At 61.7% G+C, this 26797-nt stretch carries 21 protein-coding genes, 2 tRNA genes and 1 pseudogene; 11 read left to right on the forward strand and 13 right to left on the reverse strand.

Annotated features, from left to right (window positions below; translation table 11 throughout):
* Window positions 1-93: 93 nt before the first annotated feature.
* The 4 genes from AYJ54_RS21300 to AYJ54_RS21315 form a co-directional block, all read right to left on the reverse strand.
* Window positions 94-169 (reverse strand) — tRNA-Phe (locus AYJ54_RS21300).
* 187 nt (window positions 170-356) lie between these two features.
* A complete protein-coding gene (locus tag AYJ54_RS21305; protein ID WP_063702083.1) occupies window positions 357-755 on the reverse strand; it encodes a nuclear transport factor 2 family protein in 399 nt (132 codons plus the stop codon).
* A gap of 150 nt (window positions 756-905) precedes the next feature.
* On the reverse strand, window positions 906-1682 hold the full coding sequence (locus AYJ54_RS21310) for a DUF2182 domain-containing protein (RefSeq protein WP_063701877.1): 777 nt from the start codon (window positions 1680-1682) through the stop codon (window positions 906-908).
* 49 nt (window positions 1683-1731) lie between these two features.
* Window positions 1732-2364, reverse strand: coding sequence for a DUF1326 domain-containing protein (locus AYJ54_RS21315; RefSeq protein ID WP_063701879.1), 633 nt, complete (start codon window positions 2362-2364; stop codon window positions 1732-1734).
* A gap of 840 nt (window positions 2365-3204) precedes the next feature.
* On the opposite strand from AYJ54_RS21315, the gene acs reads away from it, so the two are divergent.
* The 8 genes from acs (at window position 3205) to AYJ54_RS21350 (ending at window position 14384) form a co-directional block, all read left to right on the forward strand.
* The gene (gene acs, locus AYJ54_RS21320) at window positions 3205-5232 is read left to right on the forward strand and encodes an acetate--CoA ligase (protein ID WP_063701880.1); all 2028 of its coding nucleotides are present in this window, start codon (window positions 3205-3207) and stop codon (window positions 5230-5232) included.
* Window positions 5233-5288: 56 nt separating this feature from the next.
* Window positions 5289-5546 carry a hypothetical protein gene (locus tag AYJ54_RS21325; RefSeq protein ID WP_063701882.1) on the forward strand — a complete coding sequence of 86 codons (258 nt, stop codon included), beginning with the start codon at window positions 5289-5291 and terminating at the stop codon, window positions 5544-5546.
* 1416 nt (window positions 5547-6962) lie between these two features.
* Window positions 6963-7565, forward strand: coding sequence for a hypothetical protein (locus AYJ54_RS52530; RefSeq protein ID WP_245329085.1), 603 nt, complete (start codon window positions 6963-6965; stop codon window positions 7563-7565).
* A gap of 43 nt (window positions 7566-7608) precedes the next feature.
* Complete coding sequence (locus AYJ54_RS52535) at window positions 7609-7869, forward strand: helix-turn-helix transcriptional regulator (protein WP_245329086.1); 261 nt, start codon at window positions 7609-7611, stop codon at window positions 7867-7869.
* A 317-nt stretch (window positions 7870-8186) separates the two neighbouring features.
* Window positions 8187-12467 (forward strand): beta strand repeat-containing protein, encoded by a 4281-nt coding sequence (locus AYJ54_RS21335; RefSeq protein WP_063701884.1) that lies wholly within the window; start codon window positions 8187-8189, stop codon window positions 12465-12467.
* Window positions 12468-12508: 41 nt separating this feature from the next.
* Window positions 12509-13042, forward strand: coding sequence for an invasion associated locus B family protein (locus AYJ54_RS21340; RefSeq protein ID WP_063702085.1), 534 nt, complete (start codon window positions 12509-12511; stop codon window positions 13040-13042).
* 93 nt (window positions 13043-13135) lie between these two features.
* A complete protein-coding gene (locus AYJ54_RS21345; RefSeq protein ID WP_136623836.1) occupies window positions 13136-13810 on the forward strand; it encodes a hypothetical protein in 675 nt (224 codons plus the stop codon).
* 507 nt (window positions 13811-14317) lie between these two features.
* A tRNA-Arg gene (locus tag AYJ54_RS21350) sits at window positions 14318-14384 on the forward strand.
* Here AYJ54_RS21350 and AYJ54_RS21355 read toward each other — a convergent pair.
* Window positions 14355-15989: a recombinase family protein gene (locus AYJ54_RS21355; RefSeq protein WP_082905783.1), complete on the reverse strand. Its 1635-nt coding sequence runs from the start codon at window positions 15987-15989 to the stop codon at window positions 14355-14357. The genes AYJ54_RS21350 and AYJ54_RS21355 overlap by 30 nt on opposite strands.
* Before the next feature lie 1373 nt (window positions 15990-17362).
* On the opposite strand from AYJ54_RS21355, the gene AYJ54_RS21365 reads away from it, so the two are divergent.
* Both AYJ54_RS21365 and AYJ54_RS47495 read left to right on the forward strand, forming a co-directional pair.
* Window positions 17363-17917 (forward strand): CPBP family intramembrane glutamic endopeptidase, encoded by a 555-nt coding sequence (locus tag AYJ54_RS21365; RefSeq protein WP_245329087.1) that lies wholly within the window; start codon window positions 17363-17365, stop codon window positions 17915-17917.
* A 183-nt stretch (window positions 17918-18100) separates the two neighbouring features.
* Window positions 18101-18892: a DUF4279 domain-containing protein gene (locus AYJ54_RS47495; RefSeq protein ID WP_082905773.1), complete on the forward strand. Its 792-nt coding sequence runs from the start codon at window positions 18101-18103 to the stop codon at window positions 18890-18892.
* Window positions 18893-19173: 281 nt separating this feature from the next.
* Here the strand turns inward: AYJ54_RS47495 and AYJ54_RS21375 are convergent, their stop codons facing one another.
* The 8 genes from AYJ54_RS21375 to AYJ54_RS21410 all read right to left on the reverse strand — a co-directional run bounded on the left by AYJ54_RS21375 (window position 19174) and on the right by AYJ54_RS21410 (window position 26120).
* A complete protein-coding gene (locus AYJ54_RS21375; RefSeq protein WP_245329088.1) occupies window positions 19174-19947 on the reverse strand; it encodes a hypothetical protein in 774 nt (257 codons plus the stop codon).
* Window positions 19948-20076: 129 nt separating this feature from the next.
* Window positions 20077-21291, reverse strand: coding sequence for an MFS transporter (locus AYJ54_RS21380; protein ID WP_063701891.1), 1215 nt, complete (start codon window positions 21289-21291; stop codon window positions 20077-20079).
* 28 nt (window positions 21292-21319) lie between these two features.
* Window positions 21320-21997, reverse strand: a complete 678-nt coding sequence (locus tag AYJ54_RS21385) for a 3-keto-alpha-glucoside-1,2-lyase-like domain-containing protein (protein ID WP_245329089.1) — start codon at window positions 21995-21997, stop codon at window positions 21320-21322.
* 51 nt (window positions 21998-22048) lie between these two features.
* Window positions 22049-22585: a hypothetical protein gene (locus AYJ54_RS21390; protein WP_063701893.1), complete on the reverse strand. Its 537-nt coding sequence runs from the start codon at window positions 22583-22585 to the stop codon at window positions 22049-22051.
* Between the two features lie 51 nt (window positions 22586-22636).
* Window positions 22637-23818 carry a chromate efflux transporter gene (gene chrA, locus AYJ54_RS21395; protein ID WP_063701895.1) on the reverse strand — a complete coding sequence of 394 codons (1182 nt, stop codon included), beginning with the start codon at window positions 23816-23818 and terminating at the stop codon, window positions 22637-22639.
* 67 nt (window positions 23819-23885) lie between these two features.
* Window positions 23886-24260: a hypothetical protein gene (locus AYJ54_RS21400; RefSeq protein WP_082905774.1), complete on the reverse strand. Its 375-nt coding sequence runs from the start codon at window positions 24258-24260 to the stop codon at window positions 23886-23888.
* Between the two features lie 269 nt (window positions 24261-24529).
* Window positions 24530-25477: a DUF1259 domain-containing protein gene (locus AYJ54_RS21405; RefSeq protein WP_063701897.1), complete on the reverse strand. Its 948-nt coding sequence runs from the start codon at window positions 25475-25477 to the stop codon at window positions 24530-24532.
* Entirely contained in the window at window positions 25467-26120 is a 654-nt protein-coding gene (locus tag AYJ54_RS21410) for a superoxide dismutase (protein ID WP_063701899.1), read from the reverse strand. The genes AYJ54_RS21405 and AYJ54_RS21410 overlap by 11 nt, the downstream gene beginning before the upstream one ends.
* 405 nt (window positions 26121-26525) lie before the next feature.
* Here AYJ54_RS21410 and AYJ54_RS49570 point away from each other — a divergent pair.
* Window positions 26526-26600 (forward strand): annotated as a pseudogene (locus AYJ54_RS49570) (TIGR00701 family protein); the annotation flags it as partial.
* Window positions 26601-26797: the final 197 nt, after the last annotated feature.

Below are 26797 nucleotides of genomic sequence, written 5' to 3' on the forward strand. Positions count from 1 at the left end.
CGTAGGAAGTCGTAGGAGAGAGCGCTCTTCGCGCCGATCATCTAGCGAACGCAATCGTACAAGATCATGCTCCAGCGTGGAAAAGCGTAGTAATGGTGCCCAGGGGCGGAATCGAACCACCGACACTGCGATTTTCAGTCGCATGCTCTACCAACTGAGCTACCTGGGCATGCTCCAAGAAAGGGGCCGAGGCCCATCGGGCGGGCCGTTTATCGTGGGCTCGGGGATGGGCTGGTACTGCACCTGGCGGCCCCTCGCCGGCCGCGGCGGCGGCGGGCATGATGGGTCTCGCCAAGCGCACTGCAGAAGCCAGGAGCCGAAAGGGCGCACGCGGCGCCCTCCGATCTCGCCGCATGTTACGACATTGCGGCAACTTCCGCAGCCGTGTCGTAATATTCCTGGAAGAACACCAGCTTTCCCTTGCTGTATTTCAGCACATGGGCCCATTCGTTCTTGCTGATCTTGCCCGTCTTCTTCATTCGACCCGACGACGAGCCCAGGACAACGACGGTATCGCCCTGCTCGATCATTTCGCGCGGCGCAAACTCGCTGAAGTCGATATTCTCGGCGACCTTCGCGAAGAAGCCGGCAATTTCCTGCTTGCCCTTGAAACGACCAGCCCACGGCAACTTGTCGCTGGGACCGGGCGTTATCCAGGTGCAACCGTCATCGATAAGGTCGTTGACGAGCGTCGGAATGTCGCCCAGTTGGAAAAGCTCGTAGCCCTTCTTTGCGATCTCAAGATTGGATGCCATGAACTTGCTCCTTGAGAAATGGAATGCGGTGGGTTGCTCGATGAAAATCCGCAATGACCGGCGTCCTCAAATTCGTAACGTCACCCCCTCTCAGTCACTGAAAAACCGCCGCAGGCGGTCGATCTGGTTGATGCCGCGTCCTTTCGCATCTCACATCCCGCGGCCAAGCGCGACCGCGCCGGACAGGATGAGGGCCACGCCGGCCGCCTGGCTGAGCCTGCGGCCGAGCGGCAGCAATTTCTCGCAGGCGACATAGAGGGCAATGCCGACGATCCAGATGAGATTCATCACGCCGCTGACGAACAGCAGCGCCATCAGAAACCAGCAGCAGCCGACACAATAGCCGCCGTGGCGAAGTCCCATGCCGAACGCCCCCATCGTGCCGGGGCGCCAGTGCTGGCTGAGGAACAATAGCGGGCTCTGACAGTAGCGAAGGCAGGCGGTCTTGAGCGGCGTGAACTGGTAGAGCCCCGCGGCCAGCAGGATGACGCCGCCCAACATCGCGCTGGTGCTCGCCATCGCCATGGACAGGAGCCCGGCGTGCTCGAGCAGCCATTGTGCCAGGACCGCAACGAGGCTGAACCCAGCCCATATCGCGAGATAGCCGGCGAGAAAGACCCAGGCCTCCACTGCAGCAGCGGGCGCCCTCTCCTTGTGCTTGACGGCTGCGTACAACAGGACGGTGGGCGCCGCACTCGGCACCATCATCGCGATCATCATCACCCACCACATGACGAACAGGAGCGCGGCATAGACCGGCGTCCATGGCATCGGCTCCATGTCCGGCATCTCGGCCATCATCTCGGTATCCATGCCGGCGCCGATGGCCAGGTACGTCCAGGCCAACGTCACCACCGCGACAAGCGCGACCACAACAACCAGGCGATCGCGGCGCAGCACATGTTCCAGCAGTCTCAGCTCGGTCATGAGCCCACCTGACTGACAGCGGGACAAATCCGACGGCGAATTCAGCCCATCAGGCGGCAACACCCTCCGGCGTCTGCACGACGGTGGCGAGCGAGCTGTGCGTGCCCTTCGTTTCGAACTTGATCGCGCCGGTCGAGTTGATGTTGGCAGAGGCGACCTCGGCGCCTCGGTGTTCGAAGCCCTCGGGCATCACGACCTGAATTCGATGGGGAGCGCCCGTCACCGGATTCTTGATCGGCTCGACCTCCGTCTCCAGCACGCCCTTGGCGACGAGCTTCGCGACGCGCCCGTTCTTGTCGAAGGAAAATTCGAACGGCACAAAGAGCGGATCGTGAATGGTGGTCACGATCAGGCTAAGAATCTGGAACATCGTGCCTTCGGCCGAATACTTGCCGGAGAAGATGTTGAACAGCGCCTGGCGTTGCTCCGGCGTCGCACGCTCATCGATGATGGGCTGCATCTTCCCGTTGCCTTCATGCAGCGCTCCCGGGAAGTCGACAGTGGCCGCGAAACAGAGGCCGTCGAGCTTGATGCCCTCGAAATGGCCTTCGGTGATCCTCATGCCGACCAGCCCTTTGCAAAAGCCGTTCGTCGGCCGGGCATTGAAATCGCAGGGGCAGCCAAACGCGCAATTACAATTCTTGATCCATTCGCCTTCGAGACGCCAGTCCGGTGCAGCCATGGCACATCTCCCAATATGAGAAGGACGAAGCAGCCGCTTGATAATTGCAACAATGATTTTGAGCGTTGAATTCGTTTAGCCAGGAAACTGCGAGCGAGATCGATCGTCGATCAGAAAGCCGGCTCGCGCCGAAGTCTGTCTTGCGGACTGCAATCTACTGTCCCAATCAAAAAAGCATATCAGCCGCTGCGTGGGGCGTACAGTGAGGCTGCTGCCCGGGCAGGTGCGGCGTCACCGACGGCGATGATGATCTCGGCCATGCGCGCCGGAAGATTGGGCAAAATCAGCGGAATGGTGCGCCATTCGGAATAAAACTGCGAACTCTTATGTTATTGAAATACCGATACAATCCTGCAACGTGAGTTTCCTTGAGGGAGGATCGTCGATCTCAATTGGCGTTGAAAAGTAACGTCCGTTGCTGGCTGTCGGGTTCCATCACGCAAACCAGATTAGTCGCCGGGAGCGTCCGTGTGAGAGGCTGTCGAGGGCGCGGTTGGGATCTTTGCCAATATTCCCCGCAACTGCCGCTCCGCGCTTAGTTGCGGCTTTGAGGGCGCTGCATTGCAGTAAGCTCCACCTCACGTGTGCGAGGGGGAGGGAGGAAGCCTCGCCAAGTCGACCGAAACGATTTAAGCTTGCTACCGGCTCGTAACGCCCCTGCTGGGCGTTGAGCATCAATCGCGCTCCCGCCACGGCTTGGGGAGTGCCGGATGGTTGAATTTCTTCGACATGAATTCTTAAGACGGCCTCGCGCTGCGAGCGCCGCCAGCGTCCCTCTGCGCGAGAGCACCACGCGGCCCATGTGATTTCGAGGCTACGCGATAGCTTGGGAGACAGCGTATGTCGCAAAGTACAGCAGAAGTGTCGGAAGCCGAGATCGCAGTCCACTGGCAGGAAGAGAACTACGTCAACCCGCCAGACAGATTTGTCGCGCAGGCCAACCTGACAGACAAAACGGTGTTTGATCGGTTCAGTCTCGATAACGTGCCGGACTGCTTCAAGGAGTACGCCGAACTTCTTCACTGGTACCGACCCTGGGACGTCACGCTTGATACGAGCAATCCGCCGTTCTGGCGATGGTTCGTCGGCGGCAGGATCAACGTCAGTTACAACTGCGTCGATCGCCATCTCGCCAAGCACAAGAACAAGACGGCGCTCCACTTCGTCCCGGAACCCGAGCAGGAAGCGATCCAGCACGTCACCTTCCAGGAGCTCTATGTGCGCGTGAACGAGGTCGCCGCATTGTTGCGAGATGGCTGCGGTCTCAAGAAGGGTGACCGGGTGACGTTGCACATGCCCATGGTGCCGGAACTTCCGATCACGATGCTCGCATGCGCCAGGCTCGGGGTCATTCACTCGCAAGTCTTCAGCGGCTTCAGCGGCAAGGCCACGTCAGATCGCATCGTCGATTCCGAAAGCCGTGTGCTGATCACGATGGACGCCTATCACCGCGGCGGCCAGCTTCTCGATCACAAGGAGAAAGCCGACGTCGCAGTCAGCGAGGCGGAGAAAGAGGGCGTCAAGGTCGAGAAGGTGCTCGTGTGGCAGAGATACCCGGGGCGATATTCAAGCGAAACGCCGCTGGTTGGGGGCCGCGATTTCGTCATGAACGAGATGTTGTCGGCCTATCGACGGCGCCGGGTCGACCCTGTGGAAATGCCTGCGGAAGATCCTCTGTTCCTGATGTACACCAGCGGCACCACCGGGAGGCCGAAGGGATGTCAGCACTCTACCGGTGGATATCTATCCTACGTCGCGGGAACGTCGAGATACATTCAGGACATCCATCCGGAGGATGTCTACTGGTGCATGGCCGACATTGGCTGGATCACGGGTCACTCCTACATCGTCTATGGGCCGCTGGCGCTTGCCGCATCGTCGGTAGTGTACGAGGGGCTTCCTACCTATCCCGACGCGGGACGTCCGTGGCGCATCGCCGAAGAGCTCGACGTCAACATTTTTCATACCTCGCCAACAGCAATACGGGCGCTTCGGCGCGCCGGCCCGGACGAGCCGCTAAAGTACAATCACCACTTCAAGCATATGACCACCGTGGGCGAGCCGATCGAACCTGCGGTATGGAAGTGGTACTACGAGGTGGTTGGCAAGGGCGAGGCGGTCATTGTTGACACCTGGTGGCAAACGGAGAACGGCGGCTTCCTGTGCAGCACAGTACCGGCTCTCTACCCGATGAAGCCGGGGAGCGCGGGGCCAGGCGTGCCCGGCATTCACCCGATCATCTATGACGAGGCAGGCGCCGAAATTCCACCGCGCTCCGGCCGCGCCGGAAACATCTGCATCCAGAACCCCTGGCCGGGCTCATTTCAGACGATCTGGAAAGACCCCGATCGCTTCGTCCAGCAATACTACGCGCGCTATTGCAAGGACCGATCGAGCCGCAACTGGCGCGATTGGCCGTACATGGCCGGCGACGGCGCTCTGCAGGCGGCCGATGGCTATTATCGCATCCTGGGTCGAATCGACGATGTCATCAACGTGGCCGGGCATAGGCTTGGGACCAAGGAGATCGAGTCCGCCAGCCTGCTCGTTGAGGAGATCGCCGAGGCGGCAGTGGTTCCTGCCAGGGACGAAATCAAAGGCAAGGTCCCTGATCTCTACGTATCGCTGAAGCCTGGGCTTGCCCCCAGCGAGGACATCCGCAAGCGAGTGGAAGACTCCGTGGTCCGTGAGATAGGGGCGATCGCTCGTCCGCGCCGTGTCGTGATTGTCCCCGATATGCCAAAGACCCGTTCCGGGAAGATCATGCGCCGCGTTCTCGGGGCGATTTCAAACAACGAGGATGCCGGCGACATCTCGACGCTGGCCAATCCCGAGATCGTCGATGAGATTCGAAAGATGAAATTTTAGCCCGCGGTCTTCGCGGCTTGTCCCGCGAAACGCGTCAGACAGAACACGGAGGAGCGATGGAAACAAACGAAATCGTGGAGTGCATCCGGCCGTTGCTGACAAGGTTCTCCGAGGATGAAGAGGTCGTGCGCCGGTTAGTGGCGACCGATGGAACCTTCGACGCACTTTGCCACCAATACCGCCGCGTCACTGATCTCCTGAAGGTTTACAAGGCGGAAGCTGATCAGGAGGCGGAAATTAAGTGGCTCGAGAAGCGCCGGGCTGGCCTGGAAGAAGAACTGCTGACGCGCATTGAGGGATATCAGCCGCAGTAGTGCTAATCCTGCGAGGCTCGGAGCGCGCAGCAGTCGCGGATGGCGAGAGCTGAGTGTCCGGCGGATAATCGGCACGTTTCAGCAAAGCAGAGTTGTGATGCGAAATGACCCGATTCGAATACGGTGGTGGAACAAGATGCGCTCATTGTCCCATCCGCCAGATAGAGTGTGCCCTTAGCTGAAGGAACCGCGAAAATTCCGGGCGTCCACCTGCTTGCGGTACGACGCGCAACGCTTCGACTTAGCCAATTTGCGCCTGAACAAGCTTCATTCTTAATTCACGCCGCTTCCTGCCGCCGTAATTGAGCGCTGAGCGCGGAATGGTGCCCAGGGAGGGAATCATACGCAACCACCGAAACGACGAACCGTTGTTTGTCATTAGTATGGTGGCGTGAGCGCTTTACATAGTGGCGCAGGTCGGCTGCACCACCATCACAGGAGCCCTGTTTTCCTATCGGAGGGTAGCCTAACTCGCGAGGCGGAGCCGGGCTTTTTGGCCGACTTTCACGCAAACGACTTTCAAGTCGCCCCCTTGGGAAAGGCGTTTCACTCCGGACTGTGCTGCTTACGCGAGCGATCGTGCCCGGAACGAAGGAACGTCATGGTTAAGATCACAAAAGGGGCCTCGACGCGGCAGCGGCCCGAGAGAAGGACTATGAGTCCATCCGTCCGATTGGCCGGCCTGTCGTCGAATATCTCGAGCGACGGCGCACCGGCCATGTTGGCACATATGTCTTCCGGGGACAGTGCGAGGACAACGCGTTCGGCTGTTTCCGAACCATTGGAAGCATCTCTTTGAGGACTCACCGCTATCAAATGTAACGCCGCACGTTACGCGTCTTCGATGCGGCCTGCGCGTTGCATCTCGCAAAGGAATACGGAAAATTTTCTGAAGACTCCGCGACGATATTGTTCGATCACGTGAGCCGCGCGCGCATATCTGGATTTCTTTGCGAAGAGTTGCCGACCCTCTGGTCCTTGCACTGATTGTTCCTTACATGAGTGAGCGTGCTCGATGACGAATCTCCCGAGCCGCAACCAGGCGCGACAATGAAGAATGCCATGCACCAGCACGACTATCGCAGGAACCGGCATCCGCCTCAGGAGCGGCCGGCGTAAGCAGGGGGATTCCCACATCCCAGCCTCCTTCGTCGATCTTAAACTCGCCTGCCTCTCAAAGGTCGGCGACGCAACCCGAGGAATGCGCTTCCGTTGAGCGTTCGTCGTTCGCGACAACGGGAGCGAACGTGCATGCAACAAGACGACAATACATCGGCGCGCGCGGCGAAACTCCTGGAACAGGTTCCGCTTCCACGCGCGCCGCGGGACATCAGGGACAGAACCCCGACGCCACCCCGGATCTTCTCGACGCGGCCCTATGCGCCGCCGGAGCAGTTCGACGTCTGGAAGGCGCGCATGGCCCCGCTGCTCGACGTCGCGCTGCCGGAGGGCCGCAGCCCCACGCAGGGGTTCGAGGTTGAGTACCTGACCTGCAACATGGGCGAGGTGGTGCTCTCGTCCGGGCATTTCGCGGCTCAGACATTTGCACGCGCGCCCGGGGCGCCAGTCGACATCTGGTCGTTGTTCCGCGTGCGCTCCGGCGAAGCCTGGTTCGAGACCGGCGAGCGAAAGATTCACGCCGAGCCGGGCGCGATGTTCCTGATCTCGCTGGATGACGACTTCCGCGGCCGCATCACCGATTATGACGGCCTGCTGCTCAACCTGCCGCGCAGCGCGTTCGCGGGCGTGGCCGAGCAGTTCGACCGCGCCTGCAACACCATCCTGTCCGGCAATCTGATCGAGCTTTTGGCCGATTATCTCGACACGCTCGAAACGAGGGTGGTCGGCATGTCGTCGGACGAACTGCAGCGCGCGGGCCGGGCGACCGCGGAGATGATTGCCGCATGCATCCAGCCGTTACCCGATCGGCTGCAACAGCCACGGGGTTCCATAGAATCGATGCTGTTCGAGCGCGCGCGTCTTTATATCGCGTCTTTATATAGAGACTCACCTTGGTGATATAGAGACTCACCTTGGTGACTTCGACCTCACGCCGGACCGCGTGGCGCAGCAACTGCGGATCTCGCGCTCGAATCTTTACCGAGCATTTGAAAGCGTCGGCGGTGTCGCCGGTTACATCCAGCGCAAGCGGCTGCGCGCCGCGCATGCGGAGCTGGTCGGAAGCGCCGACAGGCAGGTGCAGGAGATCGCCTATCGTCACGGCTTCAAGCTCGCGTCCGATTTCGCGCGCGCGTTCCGTCGCGAATTCGGCGTCAGCCCACGCGAGATGCGCGAACGCACGCGCAGATCAACTGGTGGTTGAGCGGCAAGTGTGAACCTTGTTGTGCGTCGTACTGATCGTTCAAGTTGTGAGACGATCTGCCAGCTATTTGGACGTCCTGCTGAGTGACGCTAGCGAAATTGTGTCTATTGTTTTCCAACATGACGACTCGGGGACATTGTGATGGCGGCCGAGCGAGCGCGGGGTGGCAAGATGCGCTCGCTCAGCTCGACGTATCATTGGCCAGGACCGGAAGATGATCGCGCGCCGCGTCTTCATCTTCATCCATCCACATGCATGGCTGCGCGTTGGTGCGGCAATCCCCCGCGTCTGGGCAAAATCCGGCAAGGGGGCGAGCTATGGCTGTCACACGGAACTCAACCGCAGCGGTGAGATCGCAGGGCGTCGTTCGGAGCTGGGTCGCGTCGGGTGACGCGGGCAGCTATTCGCTGCGGCGCCGGCTGCTGACGGTGTTGCGTCAGGCGCACCGGGTGCTCGGCATGAGCCGCGATCGGCTGGGGCTCGGCACACTCGGCGCCGGCGGCGCGCTCGGCGCGCTGCTTGCTGTGATGGCGATCATGGCACCAGAGACAGCGTTCGCGCAGGTTGCCATCGGCAATGGGGTTTTCAGCAATCCCGCCAACTGCAGCAATCCCAGTGCCGCAACTGCAGGCAGCACTGCTATGGGTTGTGGCGCCAACGCGGCCGGTGCCAGCGCAACTGCCATTGGCACTGGCACCAATGCGAATGGCCAGAACTCCCTGGCGATAGGCGATTCGAACAGCGCAACCGGCGATGGTTCGATCATCGTGGGCTATGCCAACTCCGTGAATGGCCTCAATGCGATAGGCATGGGTGTCTTTGCGAATGCGACCGGCGTCAATGCCCTCGCCGTAGGTGGGAACGCGCACGCCACAGGCGACGGATCGAGCGCATTCGGCGTCAACACCACTGCAAATGGCGCAGCCGCGACCGCCATCGGCAACGGCGCCAGTGCCACCGGCACTGGCGTGATAGCGATGGGATTGGGCGCCGCCGCATCATCATCAAACGGTGCAGCCATGGCCTTGGGCTCCGGCGCCAAGGCAAACGCTGGGACGGGCGGAGGCTCCCCGATTGCCATCGGCGTGAATGCCAATGCCAGTGGGACCGCTCCCACTGGTTTCACGTTCGAGGCTGTTGCGCTCGGCACCGGTTCAAACTCCACGGGGCCGTGGTCGACCAGCGTCGGTCCGGACGCGTCTGCGACGGGGACCGGGGCCAGCGCCTTGGGGACGTCGGCCAAGGCGACGGCAAACCAGGCGACCGCGATTGGCAACGGCGCGACCGCTTCCGGTGTAGGGACAGCAGCCGTGGGATACCTTGCCAATGCGAGCGGCGCCAACGCCGCCGCTGTTGGTATCCAGGCTGCGGCGTCGGGCACCAGTTCGTTGGCCGCTGGCAACCTTGCCAGCGCGTCGGGAAGTTTCGCGGTTGCCTTGGGTAATCAGGCGCAAGCGCTGGGTTCCGCCGGCGCGGTTGCGGTTGGATCGGGCGCAATCGTCGGCAGCACGGCGACCGGTGGCGTCGCACTCGGCAACAATGCGAACTCGGGCGGCGCCTATTCGGTGGCCGCCGGCGTCGCGGCCAATGCGAGCGGTGCCAATTCGATCGCCATCGGCTCCGGAAACACCACGTCTCCAGCCGCCCAGGCATCGGGCGTCAGCGCCATCGCCGTCGGCACCAACGCCGTCGCCAATTCCGGCAACGCCGTCGCCATCGGCACCAACGCGTTGGCGACCGGCGGTCAGGCGGTCTCGATCGGTGCGGGCAACGTCGCCAACGGCAACGGCGCGGTCGCGCTCGGCGATCCCAGCACCGCCACCGGCAATGGCGCGATTGCAAGCGGCCTGAACAACACGGCAACCGGCGACGGCACGGTCGCGATGGGCAACACCAACATGGTTGGCGGTGGCGGCCAGTCCGTGGGTACGCCCGGCACGGCGGCGCAAGGCGCGGTCGGTATCGGCTATCAGAACACGGTCACCGGCCAGGGCGCCGTCGCGATCGGCGACCGCAACATCGCCAATGGCGCCAGCGCCATTGCCTTCGGCAGCCGGGCCAACGCCTCGGCCACGAACGCGATTGCGCTGGGTGCCGGCGCGACCGCCGGCAATGCCGGCTCCGTCGCGCTCGGCTCGGGCAGCGTCACTGCCGCGGCCGTCGGCACGCCGAACACGGTGATCAACGGCACCACCTACACGTTTGCCGGCACCGCCAACCCGGGCTCGACGGTCAGCGTCGGCGCCGTTGGCGCCGAGCGAACCATCACCAATGTCGCCGCGGGACGGATCAGCAACAGCTCGACCGACGCCATCAACGGTTCGCAGCTCTGGGCGACCAACCAGGCCGTCGACGCGATCGGCACCACCCTCAACAACATCAACACCGGCGGCGGCATCAAGTACTTCCACGCCAATTCGACGCTGGCTGACTCCTCCGCAGTGGGAACGGATGCGGTTGCGATCGGACCGGTCTCGACCGCAACCGGCAGCGGCTCGGTGTCGATCGGCAATGGCGCGACGGCCGCGAATGCCAACGATATCGCGCTCGGCTCCGGCAGCCAGACCACTACGGCGGTTAAGACGCCGGGCATCACCATCGGCGGCACCGCCTACACCTTCGCCGGCACGACCCCGACCTCCACGGTCAGCGTCGGCACCGTCGGCAACGAGCGCACCATCACCAATGTCGCCGCGGGGCGGATCGGCAACAGCTCGACCGATGCGATCAACGGCTCGCAGCTCTGGGCCGCGACGCAGGCGATCGACAGCCTCACGACCACCGTCACCAACGGCCTCACACATTATTATAGCGTCAACGACGGCGGCACACCGCTGGCGAACTATGCCAACAATGGCGCCACCGGTGCGAATTCGATGGCGGCCGGCATTGCCGCGTCTGCAACTGCCGCGGGCGCGACGGCGCTCGGCTTCAACACCCAGGCGACGATCGCCGACAGCGTCGCGATCGGTTCGGGCTCGGTGTCCGACCGCGCGATCGCACCTGGCTCCGGCAAGATCGGCGGCACCATCATTCCCTACAACACCACCGATCTTGCGCTGCTCGGCGCGGTGTCGGTCGGCAACGCCACGAGCTATCGCCAGATCACCAACGTGGCCGACGGCACTGAAGCCAGCGACGCCGTCACCGTGCGGCAGCTCACCGGCGCGCTGACATCGTTCGCGACCACGACCTCGAAATACTTCCACGCCAGCTCGACGCTGGCGGACTCGCTGGCGGTCGGCAATAACTCGGTCGCTGTGGGGCCGCAGACCGTGGTCAATGGCGACAATGGCATTGGCATGGGCTTTGGCGCGACCGTGCAGCAGACCGCGCCGGGCGGCATTGCGATTGGCCAGAATTCGCTGGTCAGCTTCGCCGACTCGGTCGCGCTTGGAACCAATGCGCAGGCGAACGGCATCCAGTCGATGTCGCTCGGCGCAGGGGCTCAGACCTCCAACCCGACCAGCGTCGCGCTCGGTGCCAACGCCAAGGCGACCTCGCAGGCCGGCGATGTGGCGCTCGGCGCCAATTCGACCACCTCGACAGTGGTTAAGACCACCAGCACCACGATCGGCGGTACCACCTACAGCTTCGCCGGCACGGCGCCGACGTCGACAGTCAGCGTTGGCAGCGCCGGTTCGGAGCGCACCATCACGAACGTGGCCGCGGGCCAGATCACCTCGACCTCGACGGACGCGATCAACGGCTCGCAGCTCTGGGCCACCAACGTCGCGCTGGACAATCTCTATACTACCGTCAACAACATCAACGGTGGCGGCGGCGGCATCAAGTATTTCCATGCCAATTCGACGGCGGCGGATTCCATTGCGACCGGCGCGGAGAGCGTCGCGATCGGACCGCAGTCGGTCGCAAGCGGAGCGAACGCGGTGTCGATGGGCAATGGCTCAGCCGCCTCGGGCGACAACTCGGTCGCAATCGGCGCCGGCGCCAAGGCGACCCAGGCCAACTCGCTGGCGCTCGGCGCCAACTCCACCACCACGGCCAATCTGAGCGATGCGGCTTATACGCCGGTCGTCGGCAAGGCGGTTGCGGGCGTGGCGACCGGCGAAGTGTCGGTCGGCTCGTCCGGCGCCGAGCGCCGCGTGACCAACGTCGCCGCGGGCGCAGCGCCGACCGACGCGGTCAATGTCAGCCAGCTCCAGGCGCTTGCCTCGAGCACGATCCACTACGACACCGACGGGTCCGGCAACACCACCAACAAGCTCACACTGAACAGCGGCAACGGCGCGCCGGTGACCATCAGCAACGTGGCGGCCGGCGTCAACGGCACCGACGCGGTCAACGTCAACCAGCTCAACAGCGCGTTCGAGCAGCTCAATGGCCGGATCGGCGAGGTGCGGCAGGACGCCTGGCGCGCCGCGGCGATCGGCATGGCCGCCGCATCGCTGCGCTATGACGACCGGCCCGGCAAGATCAGCGCGTCGGCCGGCGGCGGCCTCTGGCGCAGCCAGGGCGCGCTGGCGTTCGGCCTCGGCTACACCAGCGAGAACGGCCGCCTGCGCACCAACGCGGCGGCGACCACTGCCGGCGGCGACTGGGGTGTCAGCGCCGGCGTGAGTCTGACGCTCAATTGATCTTGCGTTCGACGAGACGGCTGGCGTGTCTGGCTTTGGTGATGGGGCTCTGGCAGGCGGCGAGCGTGGGCGCGCAGCCTGCGCCGTCGTCGGGCTACGCCGTCAAGCCGTCGGACGTCGCGATTCCGCAAGGCGAGACGCTCGGCGAATTCAGGCGGATGATCCAGCCGTTCCGGAACTGGACGCTGATCTGCGACGAGAGCCTGAAATCGAAGCGTCGCGTCTGCAACATCACGCAAACCATCGTCGACGCGCAGGGCGCCGTCGCCTTCAACTGGTCGCTGGTTGCGACCGCGGATGGCAAGCCGCTGATGATGATGCGCGTTCCGGCGGCCGCCGGTGTCGGCGCGCAGATCGAGCTCGCCATGAGTGACGCGCCGGATCGTATCATCGCTCAAACCGATCATTGCGATGCCGGCTTCTGCTTCGCCACGATCGCGATCGGCAACGTCCTCAAGCGGCACATTCGCGCGGGGACGCCATGCCGGGTGTCCTATCAGCTCCCGCAGGTCGGGTCGGTCATGCTGGAGGCGCCGCTGGACGGACTGTCCGTCGTGCTGTCGAAACTGAAATGACGAAAGGCGCAGCATGCGTATCGGGAGTTCCGGCTCGAGCACGCCGATATCCGCCGCGAGACGACGGTGCCAAAACAACAGGATGAATGGACGATGCGACTGAACCGGCCCCCCACATTGATATTCGCGGCGATCGTGGTGGCAGCGCTCGGTGCTGCCGGGGTCGTGGGATATGCCCAGACCTCGACGCAGCCGATGCCACTGCAGCCGCAGCCGCCAGCCACACCGGCGCCGGCCAAGAAGCCGGCGGCGAAACCGCCTCAGAAACCACAGGTGCAGTCCGGCGCCGCGGCTGCTGCCCAGCCGCAACAGGCTGCGCAGCAGCAGGCGACGGTGTTCGACGACCATGCAAGGCAGGGCAACATCGTGACCTGCGCCAACGTGTTCGGCACCCTCGGCCGCGGACTCGCGGCGAACTCGAACTACACGGCCCAGTCGCAGTGGGACCAAAAGGCGGGCAATGCCCATTCCGTGCAGTCGCTGGTTGCGCTCATGCCAGGCCAGAACGCACAGAACGGCGCCGCGCAACGCGCCGCCGGCATTGTCTTTGCCGCACCCGTCGGATCATCCTGCGAAGGCAATCTGGTGCGGGTGACGCCAAGCGCGGAGAGCTGCCCGACCGTTGCCGCTGAGCTCGCCAAGCTCAATGGGCAGAACGGTGCGGTGGGCGATCTGGCGACGGTCGCGCTGCCGAACGGCGCACAGGTGATGCTCATTCCCTTCGGCAACGCCTGCGTCGCGGTGACGGCGCTGCGGATCGCAGGGTGACGCTGAAGTGGAACGAAACGAGGCGTCGCCGGCTTGCCCCGGCCGGCGTCGAATGCCGGCGGCGCGTTAGCGCCGTGCCCACCACAATCACGGTGACATGGCGGGCACGCTACGCTTTGCCCACCCTGTACCTACGAAGCTCCGCTGTGACAGCGGAGAAGCTGTTTGAAAGACGAAGATCAGTCTGCGAGAGGGCTGGCGCCGCGTCCGCCGAAGCCTTGGCGAAGGCAGACGGCTGCGCCAAGCGTGGTGCCCAGGGAGGGAATCATACGCAACCACCGACATGACGAACCGCTGTTTGTCCTTAGCATGGCGGCGTGAGCGTTTGGCATGGTGGCGGGGGTCGGCTGCACCGCCATCGCAGGAGCCGTGTTTTCCTATTGGAGGGCAGCCTAGCTCGCGAGGCCGAGCCGGGCTTTTGGCCGACTATCACGCGGACGACCTTTAAGTGGCCCCTTGGGAAAGGCGTTTCACTTCCGGACTGTGATTGGCCGAATTTCGCTGCTGGCCGCGTGGGATGACCCTTGCCCTCCGAAGGCAAAGGTCACACGTTCGAATCGTGTCGGCGGCGCCATTTCGGTACAGAACTGGGCACGCCAAAACCAGCCGTTTTTGCGCTTTCAGCGACGACGAGCGTGCGCAGGAGCACGCTTTTCGATCCCATGATGCGCAATTCTTTCTGATCGACTTCGACCCGTTGGGCGAGCGCGCGGAGGTGATCGCGGCGGTAGCCGCCGTTCTCGGTTCGCATGCGCTTGCGGGCGGTCCTGGCAAACGTCTTAAGGGTCTGTGGCGTGATCGTCGGGCCGGCGCGATCAATCGCGTCCTCGGCCCGCTCTGCGTCAAGGCGGGCCTGGTCGCGTGTGGCCTTCAGCTCGGCGATCCGGTCCTTCAGCATAGTGTCCGAAAGATCGGCGATGCCGTTCTCGATGGCGTCGTAGAGCCGCTTGAGTTTGGCGTCTGCCTCGGCCGCCCGCTTGCGTAATTCGGCGATGTGCGACTTTCGTCGTTCGGCGCGCTCGGTGCGACGATCGAGTACGTGCGATAAGAGTTGCTCAAGACGCTTGGGCTCCAACAAGCGCTGCTCGATGTACTCCGCGACCAGGCTGTCGAGCTTTTCCATGGGTACCGTGCGACCCGGACAGCCGGTCTCGCCTTGCCGGGCCTTGGTGCAGCAAGTGTAGTAGCGGTAACGGCCACTCTTGCCGGTGCGCAGCGTCATCGCTCCACCGCACGCGGCGCAGAAGCAGATGCCGGTAAGGAGCGTAGGGCCGCTGACGATCCTCGGTGCGGTCATCGCTGGGCTCCGGCTCTTGAGCAGCATTTGGACGACCTCAAATTCATCCTTGTCGACGATTGCTGGCACCGCCATTTCCACGATTTCAGTCTCCGCTTTGCGCTCGCGGGTCTTCCAGAACTTGGTATTGAAACGGTGCCGGCCGATGTAGGTCGTTCGGGTCAGCACCTTGTGGACGGCATCGACGCCCCAGCGTCCGCCGTCGCGAGTGCGAATTCCTGATGCATTGAGGTGCGTGGCGATGGATTTGACGCCCATCGGCCCCGAGCTTCCGCCGCCCTCGCGCGCCAGGCGGAAGATCAGGCGCACCGTCTCGGCCTGGACCGGGTCGATCTCCAAGGTTTTCTTGGTCCGGTGGCCGCGCTGCTCAGAGGCCTCAACGATGCGGTAGCCGATCGGGGGCAACGCGCCATTCCAGAAGCCTTGGCGCGCGTTCTCCTTCATGGCCCTGAGCGTGTGCTTGGCGTTCTCCTTTGACTGGTATTCGTCGAACAGTGCCATGATCTGCCGGATCATGTTGCTCATGGGATCGTCGCCGAGCTCCTGGGTGATCGAGACCAGCCGGACACCGGCTTTGGCGAGTCGGCGGACGTAGAACTCGAGCTGGAATTGATCGCGGAAGAAACGACTGAAGCTGTGGACCAGGATCATGTCGAACGCCGGCGGCTTGGTCGTCGCCGCGTCGATCATGCGCTGGAATTCCGGCCGTCGGTCATCGGTGGCGGACAGGCCAGGTTCGACATAGTCGGCGACGATCTCCCATCCTCGCGACTTGCAATATGCTTTGGCCTGGCGGCGCTGGTCCGGGATGGAGAGATCGCTGTCCGCTTGCCGGCCGGTCGAGACCCGCAGGTAGAGGGCAGCGCGAACCGGCATCGTCATGGCGATCTCCAAAGCAAAGGGGTCAGTGGCGGGTCGAAAATAACTCGTCGAACAGGTCGCCGAACCAGGCCTCGAACACCTCGATCTCAGCCTCCGTGATCGGGACCTCGTCAGGCCAGTCGTCGGTCACGGTCCACCCGGAACGATCCTTCCTTGCCGGGCGGCCCTTTCGTCGAACTGCTGGCTGCACATAGTCGTAGAGGTCGTCGGGCAACGGTCCGAGCGACCGCGTTCGCCTTGATCGAGATTTTTGATGATTAGCCATGGCGCCCTGCGGCAGGCAGACTCCATCGAGAGAACGGCGCAAGTTTGTCCGCCGCCACGCGGTGCCCCTTTAACGAGAGGAGCGCATATTGCTCGCGCTGAGCCATCAGCGCGTGGCAGTGAAACGCCGGGGCAGACGACGCTTGTCAAGGCCGCCAGCCGGCCGAGCCGGGCGCGCAAGGCGCGAGCCTTGACTGGCGTNNNNAGCGCTGCTGGCGGGACACCGTCATGATCAGATTGAGCCAGGACGGGTCTACGGTTGGTACCAGCCACACATTGCGCTGACTTCTTGAGCGCAAAGGAGAACTCAGATTCTCGCAAGGTGCGGTCAAACCAGCAAAGTGCGCTAAGCTTCTGGAATATCTCTCGACCGACCGCGGCGCACCTTGCCCTTTTATCCTGCCATCGAGCCGTTGCCGAACTGCGCCCTTCCGTTCCTGCGCCGTCCTTCGCCAAATTGCGATCAGGCAAAATCCAGGCGAAGCGCCCAGGCAGCAGCCTCCGTGCAGACTCATTGCAATCGTTATGCCGACCGTTTGGTCGATCGCCCGTGCGTCATGCTCGCCAAATCGGCCGAAGCCAGGATGCAGGAGCTGCGGCGGCCGTGCCGGTTGTTTGCAGCTCGGACGCAGGACGGCGACAGGCAGACGGCTGTCGGTCCGACATGGTAATGACGTGAATGACCCAAAGTGGACTCGGTGCCATTTCCTTCAAAGTTGAACATTTATTGGCGCGGATGGTAGATAAACTCACATTACGCAACCACGGTCCGCGCACATCCGCAGCGCGAGGCCAAGATGCCGAAAGATAACAAAAAGACCCGACCATGCACCTGCGCTTTTAGCCAGCAACTGCATTGCATCAGATTTAAGGAGGGCGAATGCAACGAAAAACCGATTCCGGGTACCTTCGGCGACCCTAACGTCAGGTATGGGCACACCAGGCGGCCAGCGCCGGTAGCGAAAAAAACGAAGCCGCCGCGCACTCGGGATTGATGGGCTGTAGTGTTAGTGGTGGGCGGCCGCTGGATGATAGGCAGATCGCGATAGACCATGATTGTCCCGGCCTCGTTCGTAGCCGTTCTTATTCCAATGATAGCGTCCCAAATCATGCGCTTGCATCAGCACGATGCGGGAAGTTGGATTTTTTGGGACTACGCCGGGCGGATCGGCGGATTGGCGGTGCTGGCCGCGATTCCTTCCGCGCGAGCCGTCGCATTCCAATGGGGCAAACGTCGAATGCCCCTTTGGAAGATCGCCTTGTGGATCGTCGGCATTGTATCGTTCGACGTCTATTTAGGCCGATGGATAAGCTCGATCGTCAACGCCGCCTTTCCAGCGACAGTCCTTGGGGTGTATTTTCGGCCAAGCGGCTGGCTCTATTTCGTCGATCTCGTCTTCGGCATGGCGTTGGTAGCCGGCAGCGAGGAGATCGTTTTTCGACGCTGTGCGCGCGATGCATTTCAACCCTATCTCGGCAACGGTTATGCCTCGGTCGTAGCCACGTCCCTGTTGTTCGGATGCTATCATTGGTGGGCAGGTCTCGGAACTATTGTTGGGGCAACTATGATTGGCATCCTGTTGATGCTGTTCCTTCAGCGATCCGACGCCCTGTGGCCGGTGGCTCTTGCCCACTATCTGATAGATGTCATCGACTTCGCCTAATGCAGCATTACAGTTGCCCAAGTCGCTTCGCTGCCCTCTGCTTCTCCTTCAAATGGCGGACACGGTTAAGCGATTTGAAATTTACGACTTCCCTAGTCTCGACGATCTCAAAAGGTCCGTGCTTGCCTGTGTGGCGATGGCGTGCTGATTGCCGCGCGGGCTCAGTGACAGAGGAGGGTTAGGTTGAACGAGCATGACGAAACTGACGCCGACGCAAATACGTCCAAGCGGTTCGACGTTGAGTTGTTCATCGTCCATCCGACCATGGATCCTGTGGAAATTAGCACCGCACTTGGATTGGACGCAAAATTTGCGCATCGTGTCGGAGACCCAAGGAAGACGCCAAAAGGCACGCCGCTGTCAGGCACGTATCAAGACACGCGATGGAGATATAGCCGCCGGCACGAAACCCCAGACCAATGGTTTGCCGGCAAGATTGCGGAGCTGATCGATTACATTGAACCACACAACGCATTTCTCAAAGAACTGAGATCGACAGGCGGAAGGGCCTGTTTAATCCTCCAATTCCTCGGGGACGGGTATTTCGGCGACGAAATTCCGCAGGCCATTCTAGCAAGGCTGGTCGACCTCGAACTGGACTTCGGCATTGAGTGCTTGGCGGACGCTCGGCCGCGAGGCGGAATGAAAAACATTCAGGTTATTGATGGAGCTTTGAACTGCACGTTCAGCATCTTCCAGGCGACGGAAGAAGAGTTTGCGTTGCTGTTTCCCGAAACTCGACAGGATATCCAATATGCTGAGGACTTGGCGCTCTTGCCACGGCAAGAGGAGGTCGAAGCCGCCCTTGGCAGAATATGGGAGCGGCCGATCCGGAAGCAGGATGCACTCGGAATTGATGGAACGCTGTTGTACGGCCTTGAGCGGTACAAGACCTATTATCGCGCGAAGCGAGAAGATGCCGTTGATCCTTCTGCGGTGAACCAGGCCCAACGCCGCTTATTCGGAATTGACTGACCAAACGGCACCGACGGTTCGAACCAGAATCCCTTTCGAGATTGGATCATAGGCCATCGCAGATTAGCCGGTTGGAGCGCGCGGCGGGCTGCTGCATCATAGCGTCATGGCGAAGCAGTAGTGCCCATCTTCATCGGCCGTGGCGCGCCGGCAAATTCAATAACTTGCTCTGGACGCCGGCGCCGTTCGAAAATCGAAACTCACCATAGACTCACCAACGAAATTCATTTGGGCCGCTGTCGATAGCCACGCGGCTCGACAGCGCTGCAGGGTTCCACCCATCATCGATTGTGAGCACCCTCGAAGCGCAGCGGAACGGCGAACGTTAGTCCGGCGCGGACTTCGTTAACCGGATGCCGGTTGGTAAGCGCGTGACGAAAGGCAACATCGAAAGAGAGCTTGTCGCTGACCTGCCAGATCAATCCAACTAGTCCCGAAACCGTCTCTTCCAGGCCGAACTCCTTCTCGTAAAAGAACTCCGCGACCGGCCGCACCTTCCATTTCGAGGGACCTTCGATGATGGTGCCGACAAAAACATCGGCATGATGGTCGCGCGTCAGTGCCGTCTCGGCGTTGAAGTGGATCGTTCCCCAATCCCAGCGCTGCGAGACGATTCCGGCCCAGCTTGCGCCAACGCCACTGTCGCCGGTGCTGTCCGGCAACAGCACGCCGAACTCGGTCGCGACGCTCGGCCCGTCTTTGCCCTGAAGACTGCCCGGTACCACGACGTGCTTGAGGAACGCGCCTCCCATCATCAGCTCCGTCGGACCCGAAGGCACCAGCGGCGTTTCGCCTCGCCCCTCGAAAACCGCCTCCCATTCCTCGCTCAATCCGAAATTCAGCACCGTCCATGGCGCAATCAGGGTCCGCGTCCCCTGCTCTTGCTGAACGCCCGCAGGCTGCAGTTCGACTTCCAGCTCCCCTGGCTCGGCCACGGCCGCGTCCGTGCCGTCGAACGGCCGGTACGCGAAAGCGGAACCGGAGCATGTCGCGATAGCGAGAAAGATCAGTGATGCCACGACGCATCGGACTGGAAGAGACTCACCGGTGAGCATGTTCGCTCCTTCGGGGGCGGCACCTCAGGGCAATGGGCGAAAGATCCAGATCGCGGCTACGGCTTCGCCCCTCTCAGGGACGGCCAACAGCAAATGGTCCAATTCGGGTACTAAAGCGAGCAAGCATGACTATTTCTGGTTAGGCGGAGATTGATTTCCGTATTGGCGTTGGGCCACGACAGTTTTTGGATCGCGGACAAACGCGGCAAGTCCGATCGTGACCGCAACGATGATTGCGGCAAGGACATCGAAGGTAGCCGCATAGCCGAGGCCGCCGATCAGAAATCCAGCGAGCATGGGCCCAGCCGCTTCGCCGATATCCAAGACAGTGCCGAATACGCCCATCGCCGCGCCCAGTCGACGGTCCGAGGCGAGATCGGCGGCGAGCGCATTGGTTACGGGCGTGACCGCGCCGACGCCAAGCCCCAGCAGTGGCGCCACAAGAAGAAAAACCATCAGGTTTTCGCTCCGGAACATCAGCGGAAGGGCGCTTGCGCAAAGCAGGAGTCCGATGATGATGACCGGTATGCGCCCTACGCGATCGGACAGGCTTCCCGCAATGGGTTTTGACACCACCGCGAGTGCGAGTTGCACGCCGAAAATGAACGCGATCTCTGCGTCGTTGCGGCCCACATGCTTGGCATAGAGCGGCAGGAATCCGAGAAAGGCGCCATAGCCGAGATACATAATGGCTTCGATTCCGGCCGCGACAAAGATGGGTGGTGTCCTCAACACCTCGACCAGGCCCTGCCGGAATTCCGCCGCTCGCGCGCCGAGAGTCTTTGCCTTGACTGGTAGGCTATCAACATCGGGAAGCCGCAGCACGAGCAGCAGGCCGATCACACCGAGTGCGCCGACAAGGAGGTAGGTCAACGAGTAGCTAGCGGTAAAATAGAGTACCACTCCTCCGATTAGCGGCCCGGCTGTCGCGCCAATGTCGTTCGCCGATGAAAACCAACCCAACCGGGCGCCACGGCCGCTCTCGGTGAGGCTCGCCACATAGGCCGACGCGACCGGAGAGAAGATCGCAGTGGCGAAACCGTGCACGAAGCGAAGCGCAAGCAGCGACCAAGGCTCTTGGACCGACGGATAGAGGAATGGCGGGGCTGCAAAGAAGAGCGCACCGATCACCATCATCCGCTTACGCCCGAGCACGTCGGAAAGCGCCCCGGATGGCAGCTTGAAGAAGATGCCGGTGATGGTGGAAGCAGCAACGATGACGCCGATGAACTCAGGAGAGGCGCCGAGATTAGCGGCAAAAGTCGGCAGCACCGGACTGCGCGCCATTTGGTAGCTCGTGCGCGCAAGCAAGCTGGCGACAACGACGGCGACGAATGCGTTCATGACCGTGCCTCGACCTGAGGCGCTCCAACTAATTCGATTGGCCGTAAACGATCGCGTCGAACAGCGTTACGCTGTCGGCTTTGGTCCACAAGCCCACCATTCCAGCTTCGGCAAACGTTTGATCATCGACCTCGAACAGCTTCCTGCCATTATAGATCGTCGTGAAATGGCTGCCTTTGAATTCGACGCGCAGGCTGAGCCACTGGTTGGAAGGCACGGAAATGTCGACCCCATAGCCGCCTTTATCAAGAGCTCTCCGAACGCCGTTGACGGTATTGTGAAGAACGACATTGTCCTCCAGCGCATTGGCGCGGACTATGTAATAATTGTTTGCGTCCTTCGCCCGCCAGACGAGACCGGCGGCGCGGTCCTCGGCACCGGCAACGGCCTTGAACTTCATCTCAATGAAGCCGTCCTTAATGTTTGCGTCGTTCTTCAACAGGATCGGATAGGATGCGCGCCCGGATTGTTTGACGATCTTGGAATGCGACGGAGCGGTTTCATCCTGCTCGACCGTCCATTTCGGATCGCCCGTACCGGTCTTGGTTGCTGTCCAGCCTTTCGGCGGAGCGCCGACCGCATCGGCTTCGAAATTGGCTATGTTGTCTGCCATGGCACTCACCTCCACAAAGCAAAGAGCCGCGGCTGCGGTGAAAAAGGCGTCCATGCCGGGCGTTTTGGCCATTGTCACCGCGCGCGTGATCATTCGACGTTATTTCCGTCGACAAACGAGATCGGTACTGGACACCTTAACCGGCTAGCTGAGCGGTTCCGAAACGGTCGAGAACCGCTTTCCAGCCAGCAGGACAACCGCGGCCACCGGACTGTCGCCTTTCAGCTCTGGGATGGCGCTCACGACCAGCGCTTCCCCAACGATTCCCTTCGCTTTCTCTGCAGCGTCCGCCAGCTTGACCTTTGCCCTGTCCATCGCAGCCTTTTGCGCCTTGGCGTGGGTAAGGTCTTCGCCTTCGGTGATAGGCTCGACCTTGGCGATATTTCCGGTCATGTGATCGACGATGACTTCGAAGAACTTTCCTTCCTTTGCGGTATAGACGGAAAGCTGGAGTTTCCCGTTTTCGACCTCAAATTTTCCGGAAATCGGCTGACCTTCGCGTTCGCTAGCGGTAAAACCCTGCTGCAGACTTACCTTTGCGTTACCCATTGCGTTCGCCAGTTCGGCCTGTTGTTCATCCGGGCCAATCGCTAGAGCTAAGCGAGGGCCAGCAAACGATCCCGCCAGAGCGACGATCACGAAGCCGCGGGCGGACGCAAGTAGGATTTTTCGTCTGGTCATGGGGTACCTCCTCACATTCATCGAGATGCCCCCTGCCCTTTATCAAAGCTGCTATTTCACCATCACCCATGCCGGCTGCAGCAGCGGATAGGCGATCAGGCCAACCACCGCCGTTCCCGCAATCAGGACCGGGTTGCTCACCTTCCAGCGGAACAACACCCCAAGCGAGACGATACCGATCGCTACGGTCAGCCAGTCGCCGATCGCGATCCTGCCGAGCAGGATGCACGCGCCCAAGATCGTTCCGATCGCCGCCGCATATGCACCTTTGACGAACCCCTGGACGTTGACGTTTCCCCGATGGCGCGCCAGAAACGGCGCAACGATCAGCACCAGCAGGAACGACGGCAGGAAGATGCCGATGGTTGAGACAAGCGACCCCCAGAATCCCGCGACCAGATAGCCGACGAAGGTCGCGGTGATCACCACGGGTCCCGGGCTGATCATGCCGACCGCAACCGCGATGAGAAACTCCCGTTCGTTGAGCCAGCCATATTGCTGCACGAGGCCCTGCTCGAGGAACGGGACGATGACGAGCCCGCTGCCGAAGGTGAGCGAACCAGCTTTCAGGAAGAACAACAGAAGCTTGGCAAGTGTCGACCCTGTTGCGACGGAAGCGATCGGGGCCGTTGCCGCAGGCACGATGGCAACCCCCGACAGGGTGGCAGGCGTGCGCTTGAACAAGCTGCCGTAGTAGAGAATCCCGACAATGCCGGCGCCGATAAACAAGATCGCGACTTCGGCCTGCAAAATTACCGTGACCACGAGGCAAACGGCGGCAATTGCCCATTGCAACCAATCCTCCATGCCTAGCTTGGCCAGCCGGTAACAGGAATGCAGGATCAGTGCGATCACGGCGGGACTGACGCCGTAGAAGATCGCGGTTACCGGCTGCAGATCGCCCAGATAAACGTAGAGCGCTCCTAGCGCGGCGACGATTACGAAATTGGGCAGGATGAAGCACCATCCGCCGAGCCAGGCGCCCCAAAAGCCGCCGCGAAGCCAGGCGATGTAGATGCCGACCTGGATCGCGAGCGGACCGGGAAGCGACTGGCAAATGGCAATGGACTCGCGCATCTGCTCCTTGCTGAGCCACTTCTTATCGTTGACCAGCTCGCGCTCCATCTGACCAACCAGCGCGACCGGGCCACCGAAGCCGAGAAAACCGAGGCGCAGGAAATAGAGTGCAAGCTCTGTCATGCGGCCGCGCTCGGGGATTGACGTCGCTGTCATCTCAAGCTCCTGAAGTCGGTTTTCTCCTGGGAGACCCTTTCAACGATTGGCGGCGACATCTGCGTCCTCACTGTGGATCGGAGATAGGTTGGAGAATGCCGTCCAGAGGCGATCCCAGTCCGGTAGGCGTCAGTGTGAAGGTCTTGCCAGAAAGCGCTACGTCATAGCAGCCGTCGTCCGGCTCCTGGAGATAGAGGCAAATCTGGTCCTTATCGATGACCCACTTGCCGCGCTTCTTCACTCCCATCGCAAAACTTCTCAGCGTCCCGTCACGCTCGTAGGCAAAGCGATAATGCACCTCATCGGTGAGCTGCATCCCCGCGAACCTTGCCCGGATTTGTGCGCCCGATAATTTCCGCAGGTTTTCCGCGGCGACAAAGCCGGCATCGAGGGCAATCAAGCCCCCGATGCCGGTAGCGAGTGTCGCGATGAGGCGGTTCACCCGGAAGCCTCTCAATCCAATCGTTCCTACTTTTTGCAAGACTTCAGACACATCTGATACTCGGTCTTGCAGGCTGGCCCGGCGTAGTTCTTCATGCACGCGGTACGCTGCTCGGCGCAGACCCTGCACGTTTGTCCCAAGGCTGCCTGATCAGCAGCAACGAGACCGACGAGCATTGACAGAGCGAGAACAACTTTTTTCATTACGATTCCCCTCCTCGGAAGTTTGACCTCGCGCACGGGCCTGTTCCGGCGCGCGATTGCGTCCTGCTAGCTCTTCGTGCTCGCCGTCTTGTCGATGGCCGAGCGCAAGCCCTTGGCGAGCTTCAGGGCGTCGTCATTGGCCCAGAAGTGCAGGAAGAACAGCCGGGGCTGCTCGTCGAGCATGTGACTGTGGACCGCCGTCACCTCGATGCCGCTTGCAAGCAGTGCGTTGATGACGGGATTGACTTCGTTGCCGGTCAACACGAAATCGCCGGTGATTGCGGCCTTGCCGCCGCCGGTCGGCTGAAAGTTGATAGCTTGTGCAACGCCCATCGGGCCGACGGGCGCCATTTCCATCCCGCCTTCGCTCACGGGATCGCGTCGCGGCACAGCAAAGGCGTAGACGCCGCCATTGTTCTGGCCCTTGACGCCGATGATCTGATCGAGCTGAGCGGTGTCGAGATCGATCGCCGGCGGCGGCGATGCCGTGGCCGTAACCGTGAGCGGCGTCTTGCTGGCGGCGAGCCCGTCATGGATTGCGCCGGCGAGCTTCACCGGATCGCCATGGCCCAAGACGTGCAAATAGAACGTGGCAGGGTTGGCACGCAGCAAGTGATTGTGAATGGCGGTGATCTCGAAACCGCCCTCGGTGAGCTTGGCGACGACCGGAGTGACCTCGGTTTCCAGCAGCACGAGATCACCCATTGCCATGGCCCCGCCGCGTGCAGGCTTGAACGCGATCCAGCCGCCAAGTGCCAAGGATGGCTTGATGGTGACGCCGTCCAGCGTCACTGTCAGATCGGTCCGCGGGAATCCATATCGATGTACATCGCCGGACACGGCCGGCTTGCGGCCGAGCGTCTCGTCGACCTTTTGCCAGTCGATCGCTTGCGCATGTGCAGTTGAGATGAACGGCTCGCTAAAAATCGTCCAATCGGACGCCATCGCCGAGCTGGCCACGCCAGACAACGACGCTGCGAGAATCGAAATACCCAGCGTAAGGTTAGTCCGCATCGGATCCTCCTTGATTAGACCTCTTGTCCCAGTAGTCCTGCCCGAATTGGCTTAACCTCCACAGCCGGTCATAGTGCCGCTGCACCGCAGGCCAATTGATCGCCGCCATGAAGACGTCGACATAGTTGGCAGCCTTGGCCCCGTAATCGATGTGATAGGAATGCTCGTACATATCGAGCGCCAGAATGGGCGTGCCGCCGGCCATCGTGTGGCAGTGGTCGGAGGCCCACTGATTGGTGAGCTTGCGATCCCGTGGCGACCAGGTCAGCAGCACCCAACCGGAGCCGCCGCCAAGCGCCTTGCCCATCGCAATGAATTCGGCCCGCCAGCGATCATACGAACCAAAGTCGCGCGCCATCGCATCCTTCAGAGTCGGTCCCGGCTCGCTCTCGCCGCCGAGCCCGTCAAAGAACACTTCATGAAGGACCATTGAATTTGTTGCGATCAGCTGTTCGCGCTTCAGCCCATTCACCAAGAAGCCGGGCGCGCTTGCGTAGTCGAGTTCAGCCAGCTTCTCGTCGATCAGGTTGAGTCGTTTCACCGCGCCGCCATAGTTGTTTTCGTAGTGGCTGATGATCATCCGCTCCGACATGCCGCGAATGCGGTTCGGGTCGCAGGACAGCGGCTTCATGGTATAGGTCATGGCAGTCCTCCCTTAGATCGCTGACGATTGCCGAATGAGCCGAATGGCGGCGCGCCGGCTCGAATTGGCGAGCCAGGGAGGGAGCCAGCGCCTGTGCGCACAGGCGGCATCGATCGACGGACGAATTTTTGGGGGAAGAGCGCGGAATTGGCAGACATGCAGCGTCCTTTCGAAAAACCGGACGCGATTCTTGGGCATGTCGCCTCACGGGGAGATCGCTTCCCCGTACGCGCAAATAAGAGCGCGACAGACGGGTTTGTCAACGGTTCCGAAGCTTGGCTTTGTAAGGCCGCGAAACGTTTTGGGCCGGAAGCCAGAGGATCGCGGGCGTGAGACATCGCGCACGTGGGAAGCGTCACGCCCGTGACCTACCGCCCGCTCTCGCGCGGGCTGCTACGTGAGGCCGAGTCCGAGACCTTCAAGGTGACGGAGCGGCGCCTGATGCGGGCGATCATCAACCCCGCCATGATCGTGACATGGCCGCCTCCGGCCAAAATCCACCTTCGATCCATGGGAGTTCTCCTCTTCGCATCAAGTTGCGAGAACGTCAGCCGGACTGACTCTCGTCATCCCTTTCTTTGGTCGCGATGGTGCAATCCGAGGAGTTGATGTTGCCGTCGACTGCAGCGTCCAGATCGACGCCGCAATGCGAGACGATCGTCGATCAATCAGACTGA

The organism is Bradyrhizobium centrolobii, assembly GCF_001641635.1.
Taxonomy (GTDB): domain Bacteria; phylum Pseudomonadota; class Alphaproteobacteria; order Rhizobiales; family Xanthobacteraceae; genus Bradyrhizobium; species Bradyrhizobium centrolobii.